The sequence below is a fragment of the Janthinobacterium sp. SUN206 genome (assembly GCF_030587305.1).
GTDB classification, from domain to species: domain Bacteria; phylum Pseudomonadota; class Gammaproteobacteria; order Burkholderiales; family Burkholderiaceae_D; genus Janthinobacterium; species Janthinobacterium kumbetense.
This window is the reverse complement of record NZ_JAPWIB010000004.1, coordinates 73,435-93,373: the sequence shown is the minus strand read 5'-3', so window position 1 is coordinate 93,373 and position 19,939 is coordinate 73,435. Positions and strand designations below refer to the sequence as shown.

The following is a 19,939-nucleotide window of genomic DNA, read 5'->3' as shown; positions in this document are numbered from 1 at the left end:
TCAAAGCTACCCGGATTGCTGATAAAGCACTGGAACTGGCGGTTCATCACCCTCGATCGTGTTTCGCGCCAGCCGGGCAGTGCGGTGTGGCGATCTGGATACTGAGCTGTTTTATGCATTACAAATTTACTATTTAGCAACAAACACCTGAAGAAACCCTGACCATCGGGCGTTCTATTCAACAACACACGCGGCAGCAAAACTGCAGGCTGACTTTAGCTGACAACGGGAGCTTCAATGCAATCACCTCAAGATATTTCCATCCATCCAACGCCAGTATCGCCAGCGCCAGGCGCGGCCAACAGCGTGGCGAGCACGGGCGCGGCATTGGGCGACTATCGCATCATCCGCCGCAACGGCGCGGTGGTGGCATTTGAGCCTTCGAAGATCGCCATCGCCATGACCAAGGCGTTTTTGGCCGTTAACGGCGGCCAGGGCGCAGCCTCGGCCCGCATCCGCGAACTGGTGGAACAATTGACCGACGGCGTGGTCGCTGCGCTGGTGCGCCGCCATCCGGGCGGCGGCACCTTCCATATCGAAGACGTGCAAGACCAGGTGGAACTGTCGCTGATGCGTTCGGGCGAGCACGACGTGGCGCGTGCCTACGTGCTGTACCGCGCCAAGCACATGGAAGAGCGCCGCCTGCAGAAGGAAGCGCAGGGCGCTTCCGCACAAGTTTCCGCACCACAATTGAATGTCACCGACAACGGCGTGCGCCGCCTGCTGGACATGCAGGAAGTACGCGACCTGATCAACGCCGCCTGCGCCGGCCTGGAAAAGCACGTCGATGCCGACGCCATCCTGGCTGAAACGGTGAAAAACCTGTACGACGGCGTGCCCGTCGAAGAGCTGCACAAGTCGGCCATCCTGGCGGCGCGCGCGCTGATGGAAAAAGACCCGGCCTACAGCCAGGTCACGGCCCGCATCCTGCTGCACACGGTGCGCAAGGAAGTGTTCGGCAAGGAAGTGCCGCAAGCGGCCGCTGCCGCCGAATACCTGACGTATTTCCCGCAATACATCGCCAAGGGCATCGCCGCCGAGCTGCTGAACCCGGTACTCGCCAGCTTCGACCTGGAACGCCTGGCCAAGGCCCTTGTTGCCGACCGCGACTTGCAATTCGGCTACATCGGTCTGCAAACCCTGTATGACCGATACTTCCTGCATATTCAGGACGTGCGCATCGAAATGCCGCAGGCGTTCTACATGCGCGTGGCCATGGGCCTGGCGCTGAACGAGGCGGACCGCGAAGCGCGCGCCATCGAGTTCTACAGCCTGCTGTCCTCGTTCGACTTCATGAGCTCGACCCCGACCCTGTTCAACTCGGGCACCCTGCGCTCGCAGCTGTCGTCGTGCTACCTGAGCACCGTCTCGGATGACCTAGAAGGCATCTACGACGCCATCAAGGACAACGCGCTGCTGGCCAAGTTCGCCGGCGGCCTGGGTAACGACTGGACGCCAGTGCGCGCCCTGGGCGCCCACATCAAGGGCACCAACGGCAAGTCGCAAGGCGTCGTGCCGTTCCTGAAAGTGGTCAACGACACTGCCGTGGCAGTCAACCAGGGCGGCAAGCGCAAGGGCGCCGTCTGCGCCTACCTGGAAACCTGGCACATGGACATCGAGGAATTCCTCGACCTGCGCAAGAACACGGGCGACGACCGCCGCCGCACGCACGACATGAACACGGCGAACTGGATTCCCGACATGTTCATGAAGCGCGTCATGGAAAAAGGCGAATGGACCCTGTTCTCGCCGTCGGACACGCCAGACTTGCACGACAAGGTCGGCAAGGCTTTTGAACAGGCTTACGTGGGCTATGAAGCCAAGGCCGCCGCCGGCGAAATCCGCGTCTTCAAGAAGATCGCTGCGCTGGACCTGTGGCGCAAGATGCTGTCGATGCTGTTTGAAACGGGCCACCCATGGATCACGTTCAAGGACCCTTGCAACATCCGCAGCCCGCAGTCGCACGTTGGCGTCGTCCACAGCTCGAACCTGTGCACGGAAATCACCCTGAACACCAGCAGCGATGAAATCGCCGTCTGCAACCTCGGTTCCGTAAACATGCCGGCGCACATGAAGGAAGGCAAGCTCGATCACGTCAAGCTGGCCAAGACCGTCCGCACCGCCATGCGCATGCTGGACAACGTCATCGACATCAATTACTACGCCGTCGACAAGGCGCGCAATTCGAACATGCGTCACCGTCCGGTCGGCATGGGCGTGATGGGCTTCCAGGACTGCCTGCACATGATGCGCATTCCGTTCGCCTCGGACGCCGCCGTGTCGTTTGCCGACACCTCGATGGAAGCCGTCTGCTACTACGCCTACCTGGCGTCGACGGAACTGGCCGAAGAGCGCGGCCGCTATGAATCGTATGCCGGTTCGCTGTGGGACCGCGGCATTCTGCCACAGGACTCGGTCAAGCTGCTGGCTGAAGAGCGCGGCGGCTACCTGGAAGTCGATTCCTCGTCGGCCATGGATTGGACACCGGTGCGCGAACGCATCGCCAAGTTCGGCATGCGCAACTCGAACTGCGTGGCGATCGCCCCGACGGCGACGATTTCGAACATCATCGGCGTCTCGGCCTGTATCGAGCCGACATTCCAGAATCTGTACGTGAAATCGAACCTGTCGGGCGAATTCACCGAGATCAACGGCTACCTGGTGCGCGACCTGAAGGCGCGCGACCTGTGGGATGAAGTCATGATCTCCGACCTGAAGTACTTCGACGGCTCGCTGGTGAAGATCGACCGCATCCCGCAAGACCTGCGCGATATCTACGCCACGGCCTTTGAAGTGTCGCCAAGCTGGCTGGTGGAAGCGGCTTCGCGTCGCCAGAAGTGGATCGACCAGGCCCAGTCGCTGAACATCTACATGGCTGGCGCATCGGGCAAGAAACTGGACGAGACCTACAAGCTGGCATGGCTGCGTGGCCTGAAAACCACCTACTACCTGCGTACCATCGCCGCCACCCACATGGAGAAATCGACCTCCAAGACGGGCGCCCTGAACGCCGTGGCAGTCGATGGCGGCATGTCGGCCAGCGCGCAGAGCGCCCAGGCGGCGGTCGTGGCGGCAGCAGCAGTGGCCGTGGCGCCGGTAGTGGCAGCGGCAGCGGACGACGCCGATGGCGAAGCTTGCTACCTGCGTCCGGGTGACGATGGCTTTGAGGAATGCGAAGCCTGCCAGTAAGATTTTAGTTGTCAGCCCGGCACGGTCGGGCTGATTCAATGTTGTCAATGTCCGCATTGTCCGATACAACGGGCCTGTTGCGGATCGCCGGTTCGCCGGCATGGAAAGGAAGAAGAATATGTCGTTGTCATGGGATGATGAAACCACGTCGGCAGCTGCGCCGCGTCCGGCGCAGCAAGCGCCACTGGGTAATACCGAATTGAACCTGCCGGCCGGTGCCGAGCCGTCCGAAGCGAACGCCGAGCAAGTCGCGCGCCGCGTGAATGCCGACGACAAGCGCATCATCAACGGCAAAACGGACGTCAACCAGCTGGTGCCGTTCAAGTACAAGTGGGCGTGGGACAAATACCTGGCCGGCTGCGCCAACCACTGGATGCCGCAGGAAGTGAACATGCAGCGCGATATCGAGCTGTGGAAAAACCCGAACGGCCTGACGGACGACGAGCGCCGCCTGGTCAAGCGCAACCTGGGCTTCTTCGTGACGGCCGACTCGCTGGCCGCCAACAACATCGTGCTGGGTACCTACCGCCACATCACGGCGCCGGAATGCCGCCAGTACCTGCTGCGCCAGGCGTTCGAGGAAGCGATCCACACGCACGCCTACCAGTACATCGTCGAATCCCTGGGCCTGGACGAAGGCGAGATCTTCAACGCCTACAACGAAGTCAAGTCGATCCGCGACAAGGATGAATTCCTGATTCCGTTCATCAACACCCTGACCGACCCGGCGTTTGTCACCGGCACGGTGGAAAACGACCAGAAGCTGCTCAAATCCCTGATCGTGTTTGCCTGCCTGATGGAAGGCCTGTTCTTCTACGTCGGCTTCACGCAGATCCTGGCACTGGGCCGCCAGAACAAGATGATGGGCGCGGCCGAGCAGTACCAGTACATCCTGCGCGACGAATCGATGCACTGCAATTTCGGCATCGACTTGATCAACACGATCAAGATGGAAAACCCGCAGCTGTGGACGGCAGCCTTCCGCGAAGAGATCAAGGACCTGTTCATGAAAGCCGTGGAACTGGAATACGCATACGCGGAAGACACCATGCCGCGCGGCGTGCTGGGTCTGAACGCGCCGATGTTCAAGGGCTACCTGCGCTTCATCGCCAACCGCCGCGCGCAGCAGATCGGCATCGAGCCGCTGTTCGCCCAGGAAGAAAATCCGTTCCCGTGGATGAGCGAAATGATCGACATGAAGAAGGAACGTAACTTCTTCGAAACGCGCGTGACCGAGTATCAAACCGGTGGTGCGCTGAACTGGGAGTAACCCTTTTTCAGTCAACGCCCAAAAGCGCCGTCATCGAGACGGCGCTTTTTTTTCGTCAGCATGGCGGCGGAAAAATGCGTGCCTCATCGCGTCATGCGACGAGGTTTGCAGCAGGATTTTCGGCTGCCGCGAATGGCCGCATCGCGGGCCCCAAAAATCATTTCCGGAGACGCTGGCGGCGGCATTTGCCGCGCGATTGTGCGATAGCACGCGTAACGTGCAAAAAAGCGGGCGAAAACGTGTCGTGCCGGTTGCGCATTGACAAGGTTTTCGTGTACTTTATGAGATTGCAAATGCGAGCGTTAGAATGCGGGGTTTTTTAACCAGCGCGGTAGCGAAAAAACCTCGCAAAACAGGGATACAGATTTACACGGATATGCACAAAACCACACCGTTTTCGTCTGCCGCCGTGCCCGAATTTTTTCAGGCATGGCGGTTTTTTATTTGACGGATGGGTGTTGTGGCGAGCGCGATGCGAGGAGCGAAAAAACGCACGGCATCGAAAACGAATGACCGAATTCAGACTTTGCCACCAGCTGCGAGATAAAGCAGGGTGGCACCGACGATGGCTGAAGTGCTGCAAACGTGAGGAGTTGCAGCAGTTCAGCTGGTGCCGAATTCATTAGCGCAAACGACCGTTTGTGCCGATGAATAATTCGCCTGGCCTATCCCTGTGGTGGGTCGGACGGGTTTAAATCTTGTAGCTTAAATTTCTCATCTCAGATGAAGGAGAGACAAATGGCAACAGCCGCTAAGAAATCAGAAGTAAAGAAACCAGCCGCCAAGGCTGCTCCTGCCGCGAAGAAGCCGGCAGCCGCAGCGAAGACGGTTGCCGCTAAACCAGCTGCCAAAGCCGCAGCAAAACCAGCCGCCAAACCAGTCGCCAAAGCCGCAGCCAAGCCTGCAGCAAAAGTGGCTGCCAAGCCAGTAGCGAAAGCCGCAGCGAAACCAGCGGCCAAGGCAGCAGCAAAACCGGCCGCCAAGCCAGCAGCGAAAGCCGCAGCGAAACCTGCAGCCAAGGCAGCAGCCAAGCCAGTCGCGAAAAAAGCCGCAGCCAAACCGGCCGCCAAGCCAGCAGCAAAAGCCGCAGCAAAACCAGCGGCCAAGGCAGCAGTCAAGCCAGCGGTGAAAAAAGCTGCAGCGAAACCTGTAGCCAAGGCAGCAGCCAAGCCAGCAGCGAAAAAAGTCGTCGCCAAGGCAGCAGCGAAGCCGGCCGCCAAAGCAGCAGCGAAACCTGCAGCAAAAGCAGCAGCGAAGCCAGCGGCAAAAGCAGCAGCGAAGCCAGCAGCAAAAGCAGCAGCCAAGCCAGCAGTGAAAAAAGCCGCAGCGAAACCTGCAGCCAAGGCAGCAGCGAAACCGGCCGCCAAGGCGGCAGCCAAGCCAGCAGCGAAAAAAGTCGTCGCCAAGGCAGCAGCCAAGCCGGCCGCCAAAGCCGCAGCCAAGCCAGCGGCCAAAGCAGCAGCCAAGCCAGCAGCCAAGCCAGCAGCCAAGGCAGTAGCGAAGCCAGCAGCAAAAGCTGCAGCCAAGCCAGCGGCCAAGGTAGCGGCGAAGCCAGCAGCGAAAGCGGCAGCCAAACCTGCGGCCAAGGTGGCAGCGAAGCCAGCAGCCAAGGTAGCAGCCAAGCCAGCAGCGAAAGTCGCAGCCAAGCCGGCAGCCAAAGCAGCAGCGAAACCTGCCGCCAAGGTCGCAGCAAAACCTGCAGCCAAGCCAGCGGCCAAGGTAGCAGCGAAGCCAGCAGCAAAAGCTGCAGCCAAGCCAGCCGCCAAGCCGGCAGCGAAAGCCGCAGCGAAACCTGCCGCCAAGCCAGCCGCAGCGCCAGTCGTGGCAGCCGCACCAGCCGCAGCGCCGGCCGCAGCTCCAGCGGCACCAGCCGTCGTGGCAGCCAAGCCAGCAGCCAAGAAGGCCGCGCCTAAAAAGGCCGCACCGAAGAAGGCAGCTCCTGTCGCCAAGCCATCGGCGCCTATCGCACCTGTAGCAAAAACCGTGTTGGCACCGGCTGCAGCCTGGCCATTCCCAACCAGCACCCGCCCATCGTAATTTCTGCGATACGGGTGCCTGGATGAGGCAACACGCCGCTGTGTGACTCAATCACACAGCGGTTTTTTTTTGGAGAATTAGTCGTGCTGATCGTTATCCTTACATTGATCGTTGATACCATCGCCACCTTGCTGGGCGGCGTGTTGCTGCTGCGCTTCTGGGTGCAGGCGGTGCGCGTGCGGCCGCCCTCGTCGGTGGCGCAATTCACGTTTCAATTGTCCGACTGGCTGGTGCGCCCCCTGCGCCGCGTGGTGCCGGGCGTGGGCGGGTATGACTGGGCCAGCCTGATCGGCGCCTTCCTGATCGTGCTGCTGGCCAGCTCGGTGCTGTTTATTGCCGGCTATCCCGTCGAGGTGGTACTGCTCAAGTCGCTGCAACGCTTCCTGCAATGGATACTCTACGGTTTCATGGCCTTGCTGATCATCGAAGCCATCTTCAGCTGGGTCAACCCGCATGCGCCGCTGGCGCCGTTCGTACGGGCCCTGAACGAGCCGCTGCTGCGTCCGATCCGCAAGGTCGTGCCGCTGGTCGGCAGCCTGGACCTGTCTTTGCTGGTGGCGTTGATCTTGCTGCAGATTGCGCAAGTGCTGGTGGGGATGATTATTGTATTGAGGTAAAACGAGGAGGTCGGCCTGGCGCTAGCGCACAAGCCGACCGGACTACATATTAATAGCGGTAACCGAACGCCGCTTCGAACTGGTCGGCGATGCTTTCCGGCGTAAATACGTGGTTTTGCGCACCCTGGGTGGCGATCTTGATGGCGCCCAGCAGGCTGGCCAGGCGGCCGCTGGTTTCCCAGCCCAGGTCGTTGGTGATGCCGAACAGCAAGCCAGCACGGTAGGCGTCGCCGCAACCGGTCGGATCCAGCACTTCCTTGGCGGTCACGACAGGAATGTCGATGCGCTTGCCGTCCGTATAGATTTCCGATCCTTTTTCGCCACGCGTGACGATCAGCGCTTCCAGGCGGCTGGCGATGTCCGGCAGGGTCAGGCCCGTGCGTTCCATCAACATCTCCATTTCATAGTCGTTGGCCGACACATACGTGGCTTTGTTGATGAAGTCGATTAACTGTTCGCCGTTGAAGCGTGGCAACTGCTGGCCCGGGTCGAACATGAAGGGGATGCCCAGCTCGGCCAGGTCGGCGGCGTGCTTGAGCATGCCCTGGTCGCCATCCGGCGAAATGATGGCCACCTTGGCCGGCCCCGCATTGGCGATCGGGTTTTCATGCGCAAACGACATGGCGCCCGGGTGGAAGGCGTTGATCTGGTTATTGTCCGCGTCGGCCGTGACGAAGCACTGCGCGTTGTAGCTGTCGGCCTTGATCAGGATGTTGGCGGTGGAAATGCCCAGCTTTTGCAGACGCTCCAGGTAGGCGGCGCTATCTTGCCCCATGACGCCGACGATGCGCGGGTCGCCGCCCAGCATTTTCAGGCTGTAGGCGATGTTGCCCGAGCAGCCGCCGAACTCCGTGCGCATGGTGGGCACGAGGAAGGAGACGTTTACCTTGTGCAACTGGTCGGCCAGCAGGGATTCGCCGAAGCGGCCGGGGAATTGCATGATGGTGTCGGTGGCAAGCGAGCCGCAGATCAGCGATGTTTTGGTCATGATAGTGTCTGTTAAGGGTAAAAGATGGCGATATGGTAGCCAGACGCCGTGAGCTGGTCTAATGCAAAGTACAGTTTGATGGCTTGTTCCGAACGCGGCGCAAACCCCGTGCTCACGTCGATCGTGGCCGGCAGGTAGTCGCGCGGCGCGATTACGCGGCGCAAGACCGGTTTGTCGTTGGCGTCGTTGAGGATCAGTTCGATGCTGGGCCAGGCTTGCACGCTGCGGCCCTGGTTGCGCAGCAGCGAGACGTAGGAAAAGGTTTGGTCCTTCAAAGTTTGCAACTCGCCTTGCTCGATGGACAGCGCCTCGATCTGCGCCGGCAAGTCGACTTGGCAGCCACTGAGCTTGCACAGGGCTACCAGGGGCGGTTTCCACTGCGGAAATTGCGCCGCCAGCGGATTGCGGAAAGTGGTCATCACTTGCAGGAATAATAATAGCAGCAGTACCACCGAGCCGAGGGCCATGGCCACGCGCAAGGCCTTGCCGCTCTGTTCGCGGCGCCGGCCCAAGGTCACAAAGGCCGGCTCGTCGTCGGACGGCGGCTGGACGGGTTCTTCCTGCTCTTCGGCGGCATCCGGCGTAATGGGGGGGGCGGGCAGCGGGTTGGCCAGCGTGGGTTCCCGGCGCGCGGGGCTGGTTGCGGCAGGCGCCGCCGGCAGGGGCTTGTCCAGGTTGACTTTTTCGGCGGCAGGCAATGTCGGGGCCACTGGGGCTGCCGCTGCTTCCAGGTTCGGTTCGCGGCGGCTATCGCGCAAATACGTGGCGAAGGCGGGCGCGTCATCGACCTGGCGGCGCTTGAAGGGCGCCATTGGCTGGGGCAACGGTGGTTCGGGCAGTTCTGCCGGTATTTCTACTGGTGTTGCTTCAGGTATATCGAGCGGTGCGGCGGCCGGCACGTGGTCCAGCGCCTCGTCGGGCAGGGCCACGTCGAGGTCCAGTTCGATGTGCTCGCCATCGTCTGCATCGTCCTTGAGCTGCGCCGTTTCCGGCAAGATGCCGAACGGGTCGAACGAGGTATCGAAGTCGAGGGAATAAATGGGTTCGTCGTCCGTGGAGGACGGCAGGCTGTTGTCGATCGGGTAACTGGTCGACAGGGGGGCGGCAGTGCCGGGGCCGGATGTTAAAAACGGCGATGCCGCAGCTGGATCGACTAGCGCGGCATTGCCGTCAAAGACTTCCCTGCACGTGCCGCAGCGCACGATGCCCCCACGTAACTTCAACTGGTCAGCAGCGACCCGAAATATCGTGTTGCAATGGGGGCATTTGGTGGCGAGGGCCATTGCTGTGCTTATGCACCTTCCGCGCGGGGCGCAGGTGCTTGCGTGCTGCCCAGGCGGCCATGCAGGGCCACCCAACCGTCTTGCTCGGCCCATACACCCAGCTGGATGAACGGTGCGTAGGCAGCGGCCACTTCTTCCGCCTGGCGTGCCAGCACGCCGGACAGGATCAGGGCGCCGCCGTCGGCAACGCGGCCCGACAGCATCGGTGCCATCAGTTTCAATGGGCTCGACAGGATGTTGGCGACGACGATGTCAAACTTGGCCGTGGCGTGTGCCGAAGTGGCAAACGTGTCCGGCAAGAAATATTCGATCTCGCACTGGTTACGTTCGGCATTGTCGCGCGCCGATTCGATCGCTTGCGGGTCGATATCGACGCCGGCGACAGTTTCCGCACCGAGTTTCTTGGCCACCATGGCCAGGATGCCGGAACCGCAACCGTAGTCGAGCACGGTCTTGCCGGGAGCAGGGTTCGCTTCCAGCCATTCCATGCACAGGCGCGTGGTCGGGTGACTGCCCGTGCCGAAAGCCAGGCCAGGGTCCAGTTCCAGGATCAGGCCGTCAGGATCCGGTGCCTCGTGCCAGCTGGGCACGACCCAGATATTCTTGCCGATGTGAATCGGTGCGAATTGCGACTGGGTCAGGCGCACCCAGTCCTGCTCTTCCACGGGACGCATGGTAAAGACAGGTACGTCCGTCATGCCGACCGCCTGGGCGGCGGCGGCCACGATGGCGGCCTGGTCGGCGTCGACGTCCGTCAGCGCCACCACGCGGCTGCGTTCCCACGCCGCTTCCTTCGGTTCCATGCCTGGCTCGCCAAACAAGGGCTGCTCGGCATCCGTGCCTTCATCGGCGTCTTCCACCGAGACCGACAGGGCGCCCGCTTCCATCAACGCGTCGGACATGGCCTCGGCGTTGTCACGGGCGATTTCGATGACGATTTCCGTCCAGCTCATGCGCCCGCCTTGATTTCGGATTTCTTGGCGATGCTGGGGCTGCCGCTATTCAGGTTCTTGCCCAGGTCCGGCATGTCGGCCAGTTTCTGTTCCAGATAGTGAATGTTGGTGCCGCCTTCGATGAAGCGCGCGTCGATCATCAGTTCGCGGTGCAGGGCGATATTCGTGTTGATGCCTTCGACCACCATTTCGGACAGGGCGATCTGCATGCGGCGGATCGCTTGCTCGCGCGTGGCGCCGTAAGCGATCACTTTGCCGATCATCGAGTCGTAGTGCGGCGGCACGTAGTAGCCGGCGTAGGCGTGCGAGTCGACGCGGATGCCGGGGCCGCCCGGTGCATGCCACGAGACGATCTTGCCTGGCGATGGCGTGAACTTGAAGGGATCTTCCGCGTTGATGCGGCACTCGATGGCGTGGCCCGACAGCAAGACGTCGCGCTGGCGGAAACGCAGTTTTTCGCCGGCGGCGATGCGGATCTGCTCTTGCACGATGTCGATGCCGGTGATCATCTCGGTGACCGGATGTTCCACTTGCACGCGGGTATTCATTTCAATGAAATAGAACTCGCCGTTTTCGTACAGGAATTCGAACGTGCCGGCGCCGCGGTAGCCGATCTTGCGGCACGCTTCGGCGCAACGGTCGCCAATTTTCTCGATCAGCTTGCGCGGGATGCCCGGCGCCGGTGCTTCTTCGATCACTTTCTGGTGGCGGCGCTGCATGGAGCAGTCGCGCTCGCCCAGCCAGACGGCGTTCTTGTGTTCGTCGGCGAGGATCTGGATTTCCACGTGGCGCGGATTTTCCAGGTACTTCTCCATATATACTTCAGGATTGCCGAAGGCCGTGCCGGCTTCCGTCTTGGTCATCGCCACGGCGTTGATCAGGGCCGCTTCCGTGTGCACCACGCGCATGCCGCGTCCGCCACCGCCGCCGGCGGCCTTGATGATGACCGGGTAGCCGATCTTGCGGGCAATTTGCACGATCGCTTTCGGATCGTCCGGCAACGCGCCTTCCGAGCCGGGGACGCACGGTACGCCAGCCTTGATCATGGTTTGCTTGGCCGACACTTTGTCGCCCATCAAGCGGATCGATTCGGAGCGGGGGCCGATGAAGACGAAGCCCGATTTCTCGACGCGTTCGGCAAAGTCGGCGTTTTCCGACAGGAAGCCATAGCCTGGGTGAATCGCTTGCGCATCCGTCACTTCAGCGGCGCTGATGATGGCGGGCATGTTCAGATAGCTCAGGGACGACTGGGCCGGGCCGATACAAACGGATTCGTCGGCCAGCTTGACGTATTTCGCGTCCTTGTCGGCTTCGGAGTGGACTACAACCGTTTTAATGCCCATTTCGCGGCAGGCGCGCTGAATACGGAGGGCAATTTCACCACGGTTGGCAATCAGGATTTTTTCAAACATGGTAGGTTCGCGTATGTCTGTGAGAGCCGGCGAGCCGGCGAAACAACAAGTGTGAGGGGCTAAAACTGCAAACGGCCGTTGCCGGCCGTGTGGACTGGGTTTTAGCCGATCACAAACAAGGGTTGACCGAATTCGACCGGTTGGCCGTTTTCGACCAGGATCTGGGTCACGACACCGGCTTTATCGGAGTCGATTTCATTCAGGAGCTTCATCGCTTCGATGATGCACAGGGTATCACCTTCCTTGACGGTCGAGCCCACTTCAACATAGGCGGCGCTGCCAGGAGCGGAAGAGCGGTAGAAGGTACCGACCATCGGCGACTTGACCACATAGCCCGTTGGCTCGGCGGCGACCACGACGGCGGCTGCCGCAGCGGGAGCGGCGGCTGGCGCGGCTGGCTGGTATTGGGCTGGCATGCCTTGCGGCTGCATCATGACCATCTGGTTTTGCGGCATGGCCGACGATTTGACGATGCGAACCTTGCTTTCGCCTTCGGTAACTTCCAGCTCTGCGATATCCGATTCGGCGACCAGGTCGATCAAGGTCTTGAGTTTTCGTAGATCCATGTAAAACCCCTAGGAATGTAGTTTGTTTTATGAGTGATGCGGTGATGTCCAAGAACCTATCGCCGCGCTAAATGCGTGCAGATCGCGTAGATTAACGTTTTTTAAGCGCAAAGTCGATGGCAAACCGATATCCATCGATACCCAGGCCGCAGATCGTCCCCTGCGCGATCGCGCTGAGAAATGAGTGATGTCGAAACGTTTCGCGTTGATAAATATTCGAGATATGGACTTCCACGAACGGGATGGCGACCCCGGCCAGCGCATCGCGCAAGGCAACGCTGGTATGGGTCAGGCCGCCCGGATTGATGACGATGGCATCGATCCCTTCCGCTCGCGCGGCATGGATGCGGTCGATCAGCGCGCCTTCATGGTTGCTTTGAAAGCAAACCAGGTCGGCACCGGCCGCCATGGCTTGCGCCATTGCTGCCTGCTCGATATCGGCCAAGGTGCTGGCGCCGTAGACCTCAGGCTCGCGCGTTCCCAGCAAATTCAGGTTGGGACCGTTGAGCAGAAGGAGGTTTTTTGCCATGTATGGAAGACCGTTTTAGCGAAAGTTCCGCATTTTGCCGCCAAAGATACGCATTGGCAAGAGAAAAAAGCACGCTCCGAATTTACAATTTATCCAGATCGGCGCGCAACTGATCAAATTTCAAGCGACCCAGATAGGTCTTTTTGACTTCGCCATCGGCGCCGATCAGTACCGTAAAGGGCAAACCGCCCGTGGCATTGCCAAAATGACGCGACAGGTCGGTGCCGCTCATGCCGGACACATACACGGGATAGGCGATCTTGACCTTGCTGGCAAAAGTGGCAATATTACTGGCCGAATCGATACCGATGCCGATCACCTGCAGGTTTTTCGCCCCGTAGTGGCCTTGCACTTCGGATAACTCTGGCATTTCTTCCACGCAAGGTGGGCACCACGGCGCCCAGAAATTCACCAGCAGGTTTTTTCCTTTCCATTGCGATAACGCCTGCGTGACGCCCGCCGCGTCCGGCAGGGACAGCGCATACAGTTCGTTGACGGGACCCTTCGCGCCTGGCGCGATGGCGGTCGTCTGCGGTCCCGCTTCTTTCCCCGCTTCTTTCGCTTTTTCCTTGCTCAAACCGACGTAAGCACCCATGCCGCCGAACATCAGCGCCACGATGGCGCAGGCGATCCAATTCTTTTTTGTCATAACTTTATCTATATCAATGTTAGTCGGCAGCCGGCACGCCGTCGGCGAGGCTGGCGGCCAGTAGGCTGCGCAGCCCGGCGATGTCGGTGCGCAGCACTTTTCCATCCGCCTTGGCTTTCAGCGCGCCGCGCATGTCGTCGAGCTCATACATGGCCGCGTGCACGCCTTCGTTTTTCCACAAGAAACTGGCTGTCTCGACCGCATCATAACGCGCTCCCTTGAAATGCGGGCTTTCCGACATGTCGAGCACGACATTTTTATTCAGCAAGAAGATGTGGATGTCCTTGGCGCTCTCGGCAAACAGTTGCAAATAGATCTCGTCGTGGGGGCCGGCCGTGCCATTGAGCACGGGGCCGCTGAGCAGGGGATGAAATTGTTGCAACGCTTCCATCACCTGCAGCGCAATCGTGCGCAGCTGGAACAATCGTGCCGGCTGGCTGTCGGCCAGGAACAGGGCATTGTATTGCCGCACCTGTTCTTCGATCATGTCGTTGTCCGGCAGGATATTGGGACGGTTCGGCGCGTCGCCCAGGACTTGCCGCGCCGCCTTGCGCTTGGCGCTGCCATAGTCGGCGCCATCCTGCGCCACGAGGCGCGCGGCAGCGGCGGCGATTTCCAGGCGCAACTGCGCGCTATCGTCAAATGCATCGTTCGTCATGAGCGAGATGATACTCCGAAGCGGAAAAAGTCATGGCGTCAGGTAAAATCCTGCACTTGCTGTTTTTTATCTCACCGTCTTACTTACTTAAGCGTGCACCTTTCGCACTGATCACATGCATATTCATATTCTCGGCATTTGCGGTACCTTCATGGGCGGCCTGGCTGTCCTGGCCAAGGAAGCCGGCCATAAAGTCACTGGTTGCGATGCCAACGTGTATCCGCCGATGAGCACCCAGCTGGAATCGCAGGGAATCGAACTGATCCAGGGCTTTGATCCGGAACAAACCAAGCTGAACCCGGATTTGTATGTGATTGGCAATGTGGTCTCGCGCGGCAACCCGCTGGTGGAAGAAATCCTCAACCGCAGCCTGCCGTATGTGTCCGGCCCCCAGTGGATCGGCGAACACATCTTGCGCAACAAGTGGGTGCTGGCCGTGGCCGGCACGCATGGCAAGACGACAACGTCGGCCATGCTGGCCTGGATACTCGAAGACGCGGGCTACGCGCCGGGCTTCCTGATCGGCGGCGTGCCGATGAACTTTGGCATTTCCGCCCGCCTCAGCGGCAAGATCGACGGCAAAAGCGCCGATTCGGACTTCTTCGTCATCGAAGCCGATGAATACGACACGGCCTTCTTCGACAAGCGCAGCAAGTTCGTGCATTACCACGCGAAGACGGCCATCATGAATAACCTGGAATATGATCACGCCGACATCTTCCCCGATCTGCACGCGATCGAGACGCAATTCCACCATCTGGTACGCACCGTGCCCGGCATCGGCCGCCTCGTGTTCAACGGCGATGAAGCGTCGCTGCAGCGCGTGCTGGCGCGCGGTTGCTGGAGCGAAAAAGAAAGTTTTGGTCAAGATGCCAACTGGCAACTGCAAGAGCAGGCCGATGGCAGCTTCGACGTGTACTTCAATGGCCAGCAGGAAGGCCATGTGGCGTGGGCGCTCACGGGCAAGCACAACCGCAGCAATGCGCTGGCGGCCATCGCCGCCGCGCGCCACGTGGGCGTGCCGATTGCCCAGGCGTGCGTCTCGCTGGCCACGTTCGAGAGCGTCAAGCGCCGCATGGAAGTGCGCGGCGAGGTCAACGGCATTACCGTGTACGACGATTTCGCGCATCACCCGACGGCCATTGCCACCACCGTGGGCGGGCTGCGCCAAAAAATGAGCCAAACCATTGGCAACATCGGCCGCATCCTGGCCGTGCTGGAGCCGCGTTCGAACACCATGAAGCTGGGCGCCATGAAAGATGCGCTGCCCGGCAGCCTGAAGGATGCCGACCTGGTCTTCGGTTTCGGCAGCCATGCCGCGCTGGGCTGGAGCCTGGGCGACGCGCTGGCGCCGCTGGGCCAGATTGCCAGCGCCTATGAAGACATCGATGCGCTGGTAGCGGCCGTGGCAGCTGCCGCCCGTCCCGGCGACCAGATCGTCGTCATGAGCAACGGCGGCTTTGGCGGCGTGCACCAGAAGTTGCTGGAGGCGCTGGGCCGATGATTCTGTACCTGCATGGATTTCGCTCGTCGCCCCTGTCGATGAAGTCGCGCCTGCTGGCCGCGCAGATGCAGGCGCTGGGCCGCGAAGCAGAATGGCTGTGCCCGCAGTTGCCGGCCTCGCCCAAGCTGGCCATCGAACTGGCCTTGTCGCTGGTCAAGGAGGTGGCGCCGGCCGACCTGACGATTATCGGCTCCTCGCTGGGCGGCTATTACGCCACCTGGCTGGCCGAACAGCTCGGTTGCCGCGCCGTGCTGCTCAATCCGGCGATTGTTCCCCTGATTGACCTGGAACAACATGTGGGCGTGACGACCGAATTCCATTCGGACAAGCCATTCGAGTTCAAGCGCGAATACATCGATGAGCTGCGTACGTTTGCTGTAGAGAAAATTACGCAGCCGCAACGTTGTTTCCTGATTGCCGCCACGGGCGATGAAGTACTCGACTACCGCGACATGGTGGCGCATTATCAGGGGGCGCAGCAGTGCGTCATCGATGGCAGCGACCATGGCATCAGCGAATTTGCCGCATACCTGGCGCCCGTGCTGGCCTTTTGCGGCATCGACGCGGACTCTGCCCGGTGAGGCCGGGTTCGCTGCGCCAGGCGCAATGGCATGCGCACGTGAATGCCGTTAATGCGCCGCCGGCCTTGCGCCACTGGCTGACGGGCGGCGGTTCGCTGACGGCCAAGCTGAAAGCGCATAGCAGCGCGTTCCGCGTGCAATGTTTGCATCAGGAAACATCGCGCTGTTTGACCGACGAGGCCGCCATCATCGGTTTGCACCGTGCGGGCCGGGTGTGGGAACGCGAAGTGCTGTTGCGTTGTGATAACAAACCGGCCGTGTTTGGCCATACCGTCGTGCCCATGCAGGCGACGGCCACGGACTGGCCCTTGTTTTCCGCGCTGGGCGAGCGTTCGCTGGGCACGACCCTGTTTGGCGACCGCATGGTACGGCGCGGTGAACTGGAATTTGCCCGCTTGCGCGCCGGGCACCCGCTGGTGCAGCGGGCGCAGGCGGCGCTGGCAGGGGACGGGCAGCGCGTCGGTGACAAGTCGCTGTTTTTTGCCCGCCGCTGCCTGTACCAGCGTCACCAGGGGTTGCTGCTGGTAACCGAAGTATTTTTGCCGGCGGTGCTGGAGTTGATGTCCGTCACTCGCACCGTTGCAACCGACACATTAATAAACAAAGCATAACAATGAATCTATTTTTTGAAGAATCCGGCGATTTCAAGGTCGGCACGGTCCTGTCGCAAGCGGGTGAAGCGTACCAGGTCGAAATGGCCAGCGGCAAGCGCACCAAGGTCAAGGTCAAGGATGTGCTGCTGCAGTATGAAAAGCCGTCCCCGGCCGAACTGCTCGAGCAAGCCAAGACTGTTGCTGCCGAGATCGACCTCGATTTCCTGTGGGAAGTGGCAGGCGAAGACGAGTTCGGCTTTGCCGAGCTGGGCGCCGAGTATTTCGGTCACGCACCATTGCCGCCGGAAGCTGCCGGCCTGATCTTGGCCCTGCATTCGGCGCCCGTGTATTTCTACAAGAAGGGCCGTGGCCGCTACAAGGCGGCGCCGGAAGCGTCCCTGAAGGCGGCCCTGGCCGGCATCGAAAAGAAAAAACAGCAGGCGCTGGTGCAAGCCGCGTATGTGGAAGAGTTGAAACAGAACCGCTTGCCTGCCTCCATGCAGCCGATGGTGCTGCAACTGCTGTTCAAGCCGGACAAGAACACCATCGAATACAAGGCGCTGGAAGCGGCGTGCACGGAATTGCACACGACGCCGCCGCGTTTGATGCTGGCCGTCGGTGGTATTGCTTCGCCGAAAGACTTGCACCTGTCGAAATTCCTCTTCGAGAATTTTCCGAAAGGCGCCGGCTTCCCGAGCGTGCCCGTGCCATCCGTGACGGCCAAGCTGCCGCTGGCCGACGTGGCCGCCTTCTCGATCGACGACGTGACCACCACCGAGATCGACGATGCCTTCTCCGTGCAACCATTGCCGGATGGCACCGTGAAAGTAGGTATTCACATCGCCGCGCCGGGCCTGGGCATCCGACCGGAAGACGTGATCGACAAGATGGCGCGCCAGCGCATGTCGACCGTCTACATGCCGGGCGACAAGATCACCATGCTGCCGGATGAAATCGTGAATGCGTTCACCCTTGCCGAAGGCACGACGTGCCCGGCCCTGTCGCTGTACGCCACGCTGGACCCGAAAGCGGACTGGGCAGTTGTCAGCACGCACACGCGCGCGGAACTGGTGCCGATCGCCAGCAATTTGCGCCATAACCAACTGGACGACCTGGTCAACGAGGAAACCCTGGCCAGCGGCGAAGGCGAGTATCCGCACAAGGCCGATTTTGCCGTGCTGTGGCAATGGGCGCAGCAGCTGGAACAGGGCCGCATGAAAAAGCGCGAAGCGTTTGGCTTGAAGCCGGAGCAGAATAACCGCGTTGATTTCAATTTCTATGTGGAAAATGATATCGTCACCGTGGCGCGCCGCAAGCGTGGCGCGCCGCTGGATAAGATCGTTGCCGAATTGATGATTTTTGCCAACAGTACCTGGGGCAAGATGCTGCACGACCATGGCGTGCCGGGCATCTACCGCAGCCAGGGCGGCGGCAGCGGCAATAGCTGGGCGGCAAAGATGCAGGTGCGCATGGTCACCCATGCGGCGCCGCACCAGGGCCTGGGCGTGGATCAGTACGCGTGGAGCACCTCGCCCTTGCGCCGCTACACGGACCTGGTGAACCAGTGGCAAATCATCGCCTGCGCCGAGCATGGCGTGACGGCGCCGCTGGTGGCCCCGTTCAAGCCGCGCGACGCGAATCTGTTCGCCATCGTCTCGGCCTTCGACGCCGCCTATGCCGCGTATGGCGATTTCCAGTCGAACATGGAACGCTACTGGTGCTTGCGCTGGCTGCACCAGGAAAACGCGCGCCAGGTCGATGCCGTCGTGCTGAAAGATGAAATTCTGCGCCTGGTCGACATTCCGCTGGTCATCAAGCTGCCGGGCATGCCATCGGTGGCGCGCGGCGCCCAGGTGAAGCTGGACTTGCTGCGCTGGGATGAAGTCGACCTGAGCATCGAAGCGCGCCTGCTGGAAATCGCCACCGTGCCGGATGCGGCGGCCGATACCGAGCTGGACTATGAGGAAGAATCGGGCGACGACGTGGCCGACGAAGGCGACGTGGCGACCGAGCCAGCGCCGGAAGCGGCGAACCAGGTCAGCGACGCCGATGCGGAAGTGGCGGAACTGGCCAGCGAAGACGTGGTCAGCGAACCCGAGGTCAAGTAAGGCGCCCGTCAAGCCACAAAGGCGGTGCTGAAAACTGTTGCCGGCACCGCCCTTTGACGTAGAATTCAGCCATCTTGAATGGTGTGCTTGTTGCGAACTGGGTTGCGCGTGAAGTCTTTCCGAGAGAATCGTTTCCTGATGATAGCCGTGGCGGTATCGCTGCTGGCGCACGGCGCCTTGCTGGCGATGCATTTTGTCGCCCCGGCGCCGCAACGGGCCGTGGCCACCGATCCCGGCCTGGAAGTGATCCTGGTCAATGCCAAGCATGCGAACAAGCCGCTGAAGGCCGAGGCGCTGGCGCAAGCCAACCTCGACGGTGGTGGACAGGCCGACAAGGGGCGCGCCAAGTCGCCCTTGCCCGACATGCGCAAGGTGGAAGAGGGCGACAGCGTCAAGGCCAGCGCCCGGCGCATTGCCGAACTGGAACAAAAACAGCAGGAATTGCTGACGCAGGCGGCCAAGCCGACGCCTTACAGCGCCGCGCCCGTCACGGAAAAGGACAAGCCCAATCCCCTGGCCAGCGGTTCGGACTTGATGGAAAGCAGTAAGGCCATCGCCCGCATGGCGGCCGAAATCAGCCAGACCGTGGAAGACCAGAATAAACGTCCGCGCAAGACTTTTATTACGCCCAGCACGCAGGAAGTCGGCTATGCCATGTATTACAAGACCCTGCAAAAGCGCATCGAGGAAATCGGCACCCTGAATTTCCCGCAAAAGAATGGCCGCAAGATGTATGGCGAACTGGTCGTCTATATCCCCATCTTCCAGGACGGCACGATTTACCAGAAGGAAGGCGGCGCCCGCGTGGAAAAAAGCTCGGGCAACCCGGCGCTCGATGCGGCGGCCCTGGCCATCGTGCGCCGCGCGGCGCCGTATGGCCGTTTTCCACCGAATATGTTGTCGAGTGACAAGGATGACCTGTGGGTCGTCATCACCCGCTTCAAATTTACGCGCGAAGAAAAAATGGAAGCTAACCTGACTGGCGGCAGCAATTGAACAAGC

At 60.9% G+C, this 19,939-nt stretch carries 18 protein-coding genes; 8 read left to right on the top strand and 10 right to left on the bottom strand.

What is annotated here, in order from left to right:
* Nucleotides 1–237 precede the first annotated feature (237 nt).
* Together O3300_RS21065 and O3300_RS21060 are read left to right on the top strand one after the other, a co-directional pair.
* A complete protein-coding gene (locus tag O3300_RS21065) occupies nt 238–3,189 on the top strand; it encodes a ribonucleoside-diphosphate reductase subunit alpha (RefSeq protein ID WP_305054018.1) in 2,952 nt (983 codons plus the stop codon).
* Between the two features lie 118 nt (nt 3,190–3,307).
* Entirely contained in the window at nt 3,308–4,459 is a 1,152-nt protein-coding gene (locus O3300_RS21060; protein ID WP_071322017.1) for a ribonucleotide-diphosphate reductase subunit beta, read from the top strand.
* 719 nt (nt 4,460–5,178) lie between these two features.
* Here O3300_RS21060 and O3300_RS21055 read toward each other — a convergent pair.
* Both O3300_RS21055 and O3300_RS21050 read right to left on the bottom strand, forming a co-directional pair.
* Nucleotides 5,179–5,616, bottom strand: coding sequence for a hypothetical protein (locus O3300_RS21055; RefSeq protein ID WP_305054017.1), 438 nt, complete (start codon nt 5,614–5,616; stop codon nt 5,179–5,181).
* Nucleotides 5,574–6,326, bottom strand: coding sequence for a hypothetical protein (locus tag O3300_RS21050; protein ID WP_305054016.1), 753 nt, complete (start codon nt 6,324–6,326; stop codon nt 5,574–5,576). The genes O3300_RS21055 and O3300_RS21050 overlap by 43 nt, the downstream gene beginning before the upstream one ends.
* A gap of 253 nt (nt 6,327–6,579) precedes the next feature.
* Between O3300_RS21050 and O3300_RS21045 the strand changes: the two genes are divergently transcribed.
* Nucleotides 6,580–7,113, top strand: a complete 534-nt coding sequence (locus O3300_RS21045; protein ID WP_305054015.1) for a YggT family protein — start codon at nt 6,580–6,582, stop codon at nt 7,111–7,113.
* Between the two features lie 49 nt (nt 7,114–7,162).
* Here the strand turns inward: O3300_RS21045 and O3300_RS21040 are convergent, their stop codons facing one another.
* The 8 genes from O3300_RS21040 to O3300_RS21005 all read right to left on the bottom strand — a co-directional run bounded on the left by O3300_RS21040 (nt 7,163) and on the right by O3300_RS21005 (nt 14,151).
* Nucleotides 7,163–8,101, bottom strand: a complete 939-nt coding sequence (locus O3300_RS21040; RefSeq protein WP_034746615.1) for a carbohydrate kinase family protein — start codon at nt 8,099–8,101, stop codon at nt 7,163–7,165.
* Between the two features lie 11 nt (nt 8,102–8,112).
* A complete protein-coding gene (locus O3300_RS21035; RefSeq protein WP_305054014.1) occupies nt 8,113–9,384 on the bottom strand; it encodes a DUF3426 domain-containing protein in 1,272 nt (423 codons plus the stop codon).
* An 8-nt stretch (nt 9,385–9,392) separates the two neighbouring features.
* On the bottom strand, nt 9,393–10,337 hold the full coding sequence (gene prmA / locus O3300_RS21030) for a 50S ribosomal protein L11 methyltransferase (protein ID WP_251350274.1): 945 nt from the start codon (nt 10,335–10,337) through the stop codon (nt 9,393–9,395).
* Entirely contained in the window at nt 10,334–11,749 is a 1,416-nt protein-coding gene (gene accC / locus O3300_RS21025; protein WP_099666524.1) for an acetyl-CoA carboxylase biotin carboxylase subunit, read from the bottom strand. Before accC ends, prmA begins: the two co-directional genes overlap by 4 nt.
* Before the next feature lie 101 nt (nt 11,750–11,850).
* Nucleotides 11,851–12,315 (bottom strand): acetyl-CoA carboxylase biotin carboxyl carrier protein, encoded by a 465-nt coding sequence (gene accB / locus O3300_RS21020; RefSeq protein WP_077408497.1) that lies wholly within the window; start codon nt 12,313–12,315, stop codon nt 11,851–11,853.
* Between the two features lie 91 nt (nt 12,316–12,406).
* Nucleotides 12,407–12,844 (bottom strand): type II 3-dehydroquinate dehydratase, encoded by a 438-nt coding sequence (gene aroQ / locus O3300_RS21015; RefSeq protein WP_034746628.1) that lies wholly within the window; start codon nt 12,842–12,844, stop codon nt 12,407–12,409.
* Between the two features lie 82 nt (nt 12,845–12,926).
* The gene (locus O3300_RS21010) at nt 12,927–13,493 is read right to left on the bottom strand and encodes a TlpA disulfide reductase family protein (protein ID WP_251350275.1); all 567 of its coding nucleotides are present in this window, start codon (nt 13,491–13,493) and stop codon (nt 12,927–12,929) included.
* Nucleotides 13,494–13,512: 19 nt separating this feature from the next.
* Nucleotides 13,513–14,151, bottom strand: a complete 639-nt coding sequence (locus tag O3300_RS21005; protein WP_035822115.1) for a hypothetical protein — start codon at nt 14,149–14,151, stop codon at nt 13,513–13,515.
* A 115-nt stretch (nt 14,152–14,266) separates the two neighbouring features.
* Here O3300_RS21005 and mpl point away from each other — a divergent pair, with 115 nt between their 5' ends.
* From mpl to O3300_RS20980, 5 genes are all read left to right on the top strand, one after another.
* Nucleotides 14,267–15,655, top strand: a complete 1,389-nt coding sequence (gene mpl, locus O3300_RS21000; RefSeq protein WP_305054013.1) for a UDP-N-acetylmuramate:L-alanyl-gamma-D-glutamyl-meso-diaminopimelate ligase — start codon at nt 14,267–14,269, stop codon at nt 15,653–15,655.
* Complete coding sequence (locus O3300_RS20995; RefSeq protein ID WP_305054012.1) at nt 15,652–16,236, top strand: YqiA/YcfP family alpha/beta fold hydrolase; 585 nt, start codon at nt 15,652–15,654, stop codon at nt 16,234–16,236. The genes mpl and O3300_RS20995 overlap by 4 nt, the downstream gene beginning before the upstream one ends.
* Nucleotides 16,233–16,847: a chorismate lyase gene (locus O3300_RS20990; RefSeq protein WP_305054011.1), complete on the top strand. Its 615-nt coding sequence runs from the start codon at nt 16,233–16,235 to the stop codon at nt 16,845–16,847. The genes O3300_RS20995 and O3300_RS20990 overlap by 4 nt, the downstream gene beginning before the upstream one ends.
* Before the next feature lie 2 nt (nt 16,848–16,849).
* A complete protein-coding gene (locus tag O3300_RS20985; RefSeq protein ID WP_305054010.1) occupies nt 16,850–18,937 on the top strand; it encodes a ribonuclease catalytic domain-containing protein in 2,088 nt (695 codons plus the stop codon).
* Between the two features lie 138 nt (nt 18,938–19,075).
* Nucleotides 19,076–19,933, top strand: a complete 858-nt coding sequence (locus O3300_RS20980) for an energy transducer TonB (protein ID WP_077408490.1) — start codon at nt 19,076–19,078, stop codon at nt 19,931–19,933.
* The last annotated feature ends 6 nt before the right edge of the window (nt 19,934–19,939 follow it).

Coding starts and splice junctions, on each gene's coding strand:
- O3300_RS21065 (WP_305054018.1), top strand. CDS start 238: ATGCAATCACCTCAAGATATTTCCATCCATCCAACGCCAGTATCGCCA.
- O3300_RS21060 (WP_071322017.1), top strand. CDS start 3,308: ATGTCGTTGTCATGGGATGATGAAACCACGTCGGCAGCTGCGCCGCGT.
- O3300_RS21040 (WP_034746615.1), bottom strand. CDS start 8,101: ATGACCAAAACATCGCTGATCTGCGGCTCGCTTGCCACCGACACCATC.
- O3300_RS21035 (WP_305054014.1), bottom strand. CDS start 9,384: ATGGCCCTCGCCACCAAATGCCCCCATTGCAACACGATATTTCGGGTC.
- prmA (WP_251350274.1), bottom strand. CDS start 10,337: ATGAGCTGGACGGAAATCGTCATCGAAATCGCCCGTGACAACGCCGAG.
- accC (WP_099666524.1), bottom strand. CDS start 11,749: ATGTTTGAAAAAATCCTGATTGCCAACCGTGGTGAAATTGCCCTCCGT.
- accB (WP_077408497.1), bottom strand. CDS start 12,315: ATGGATCTACGAAAACTCAAGACCTTGATCGACCTGGTCGCCGAATCG.
- aroQ (WP_034746628.1), bottom strand. CDS start 12,844: ATGGCAAAAAACCTCCTTCTGCTCAACGGTCCCAACCTGAATTTGCTG.
- O3300_RS21010 (WP_251350275.1), bottom strand. CDS start 13,493: ATGACAAAAAAGAATTGGATCGCCTGCGCCATCGTGGCGCTGATGTTC.
- O3300_RS21005 (WP_035822115.1), bottom strand. CDS start 14,151: ATGACGAACGATGCATTTGACGATAGCGCGCAGTTGCGCCTGGAAATC.
- mpl (WP_305054013.1), top strand. CDS start 14,267: ATGCATATTCATATTCTCGGCATTTGCGGTACCTTCATGGGCGGCCTG.
- O3300_RS20995 (WP_305054012.1), top strand. CDS start 15,652: ATGATTCTGTACCTGCATGGATTTCGCTCGTCGCCCCTGTCGATGAAG.
- O3300_RS20985 (WP_305054010.1), top strand. CDS start 16,850: ATGAATCTATTTTTTGAAGAATCCGGCGATTTCAAGGTCGGCACGGTC.
- O3300_RS20980 (WP_077408490.1), top strand. CDS start 19,076: ATGATAGCCGTGGCGGTATCGCTGCTGGCGCACGGCGCCTTGCTGGCG.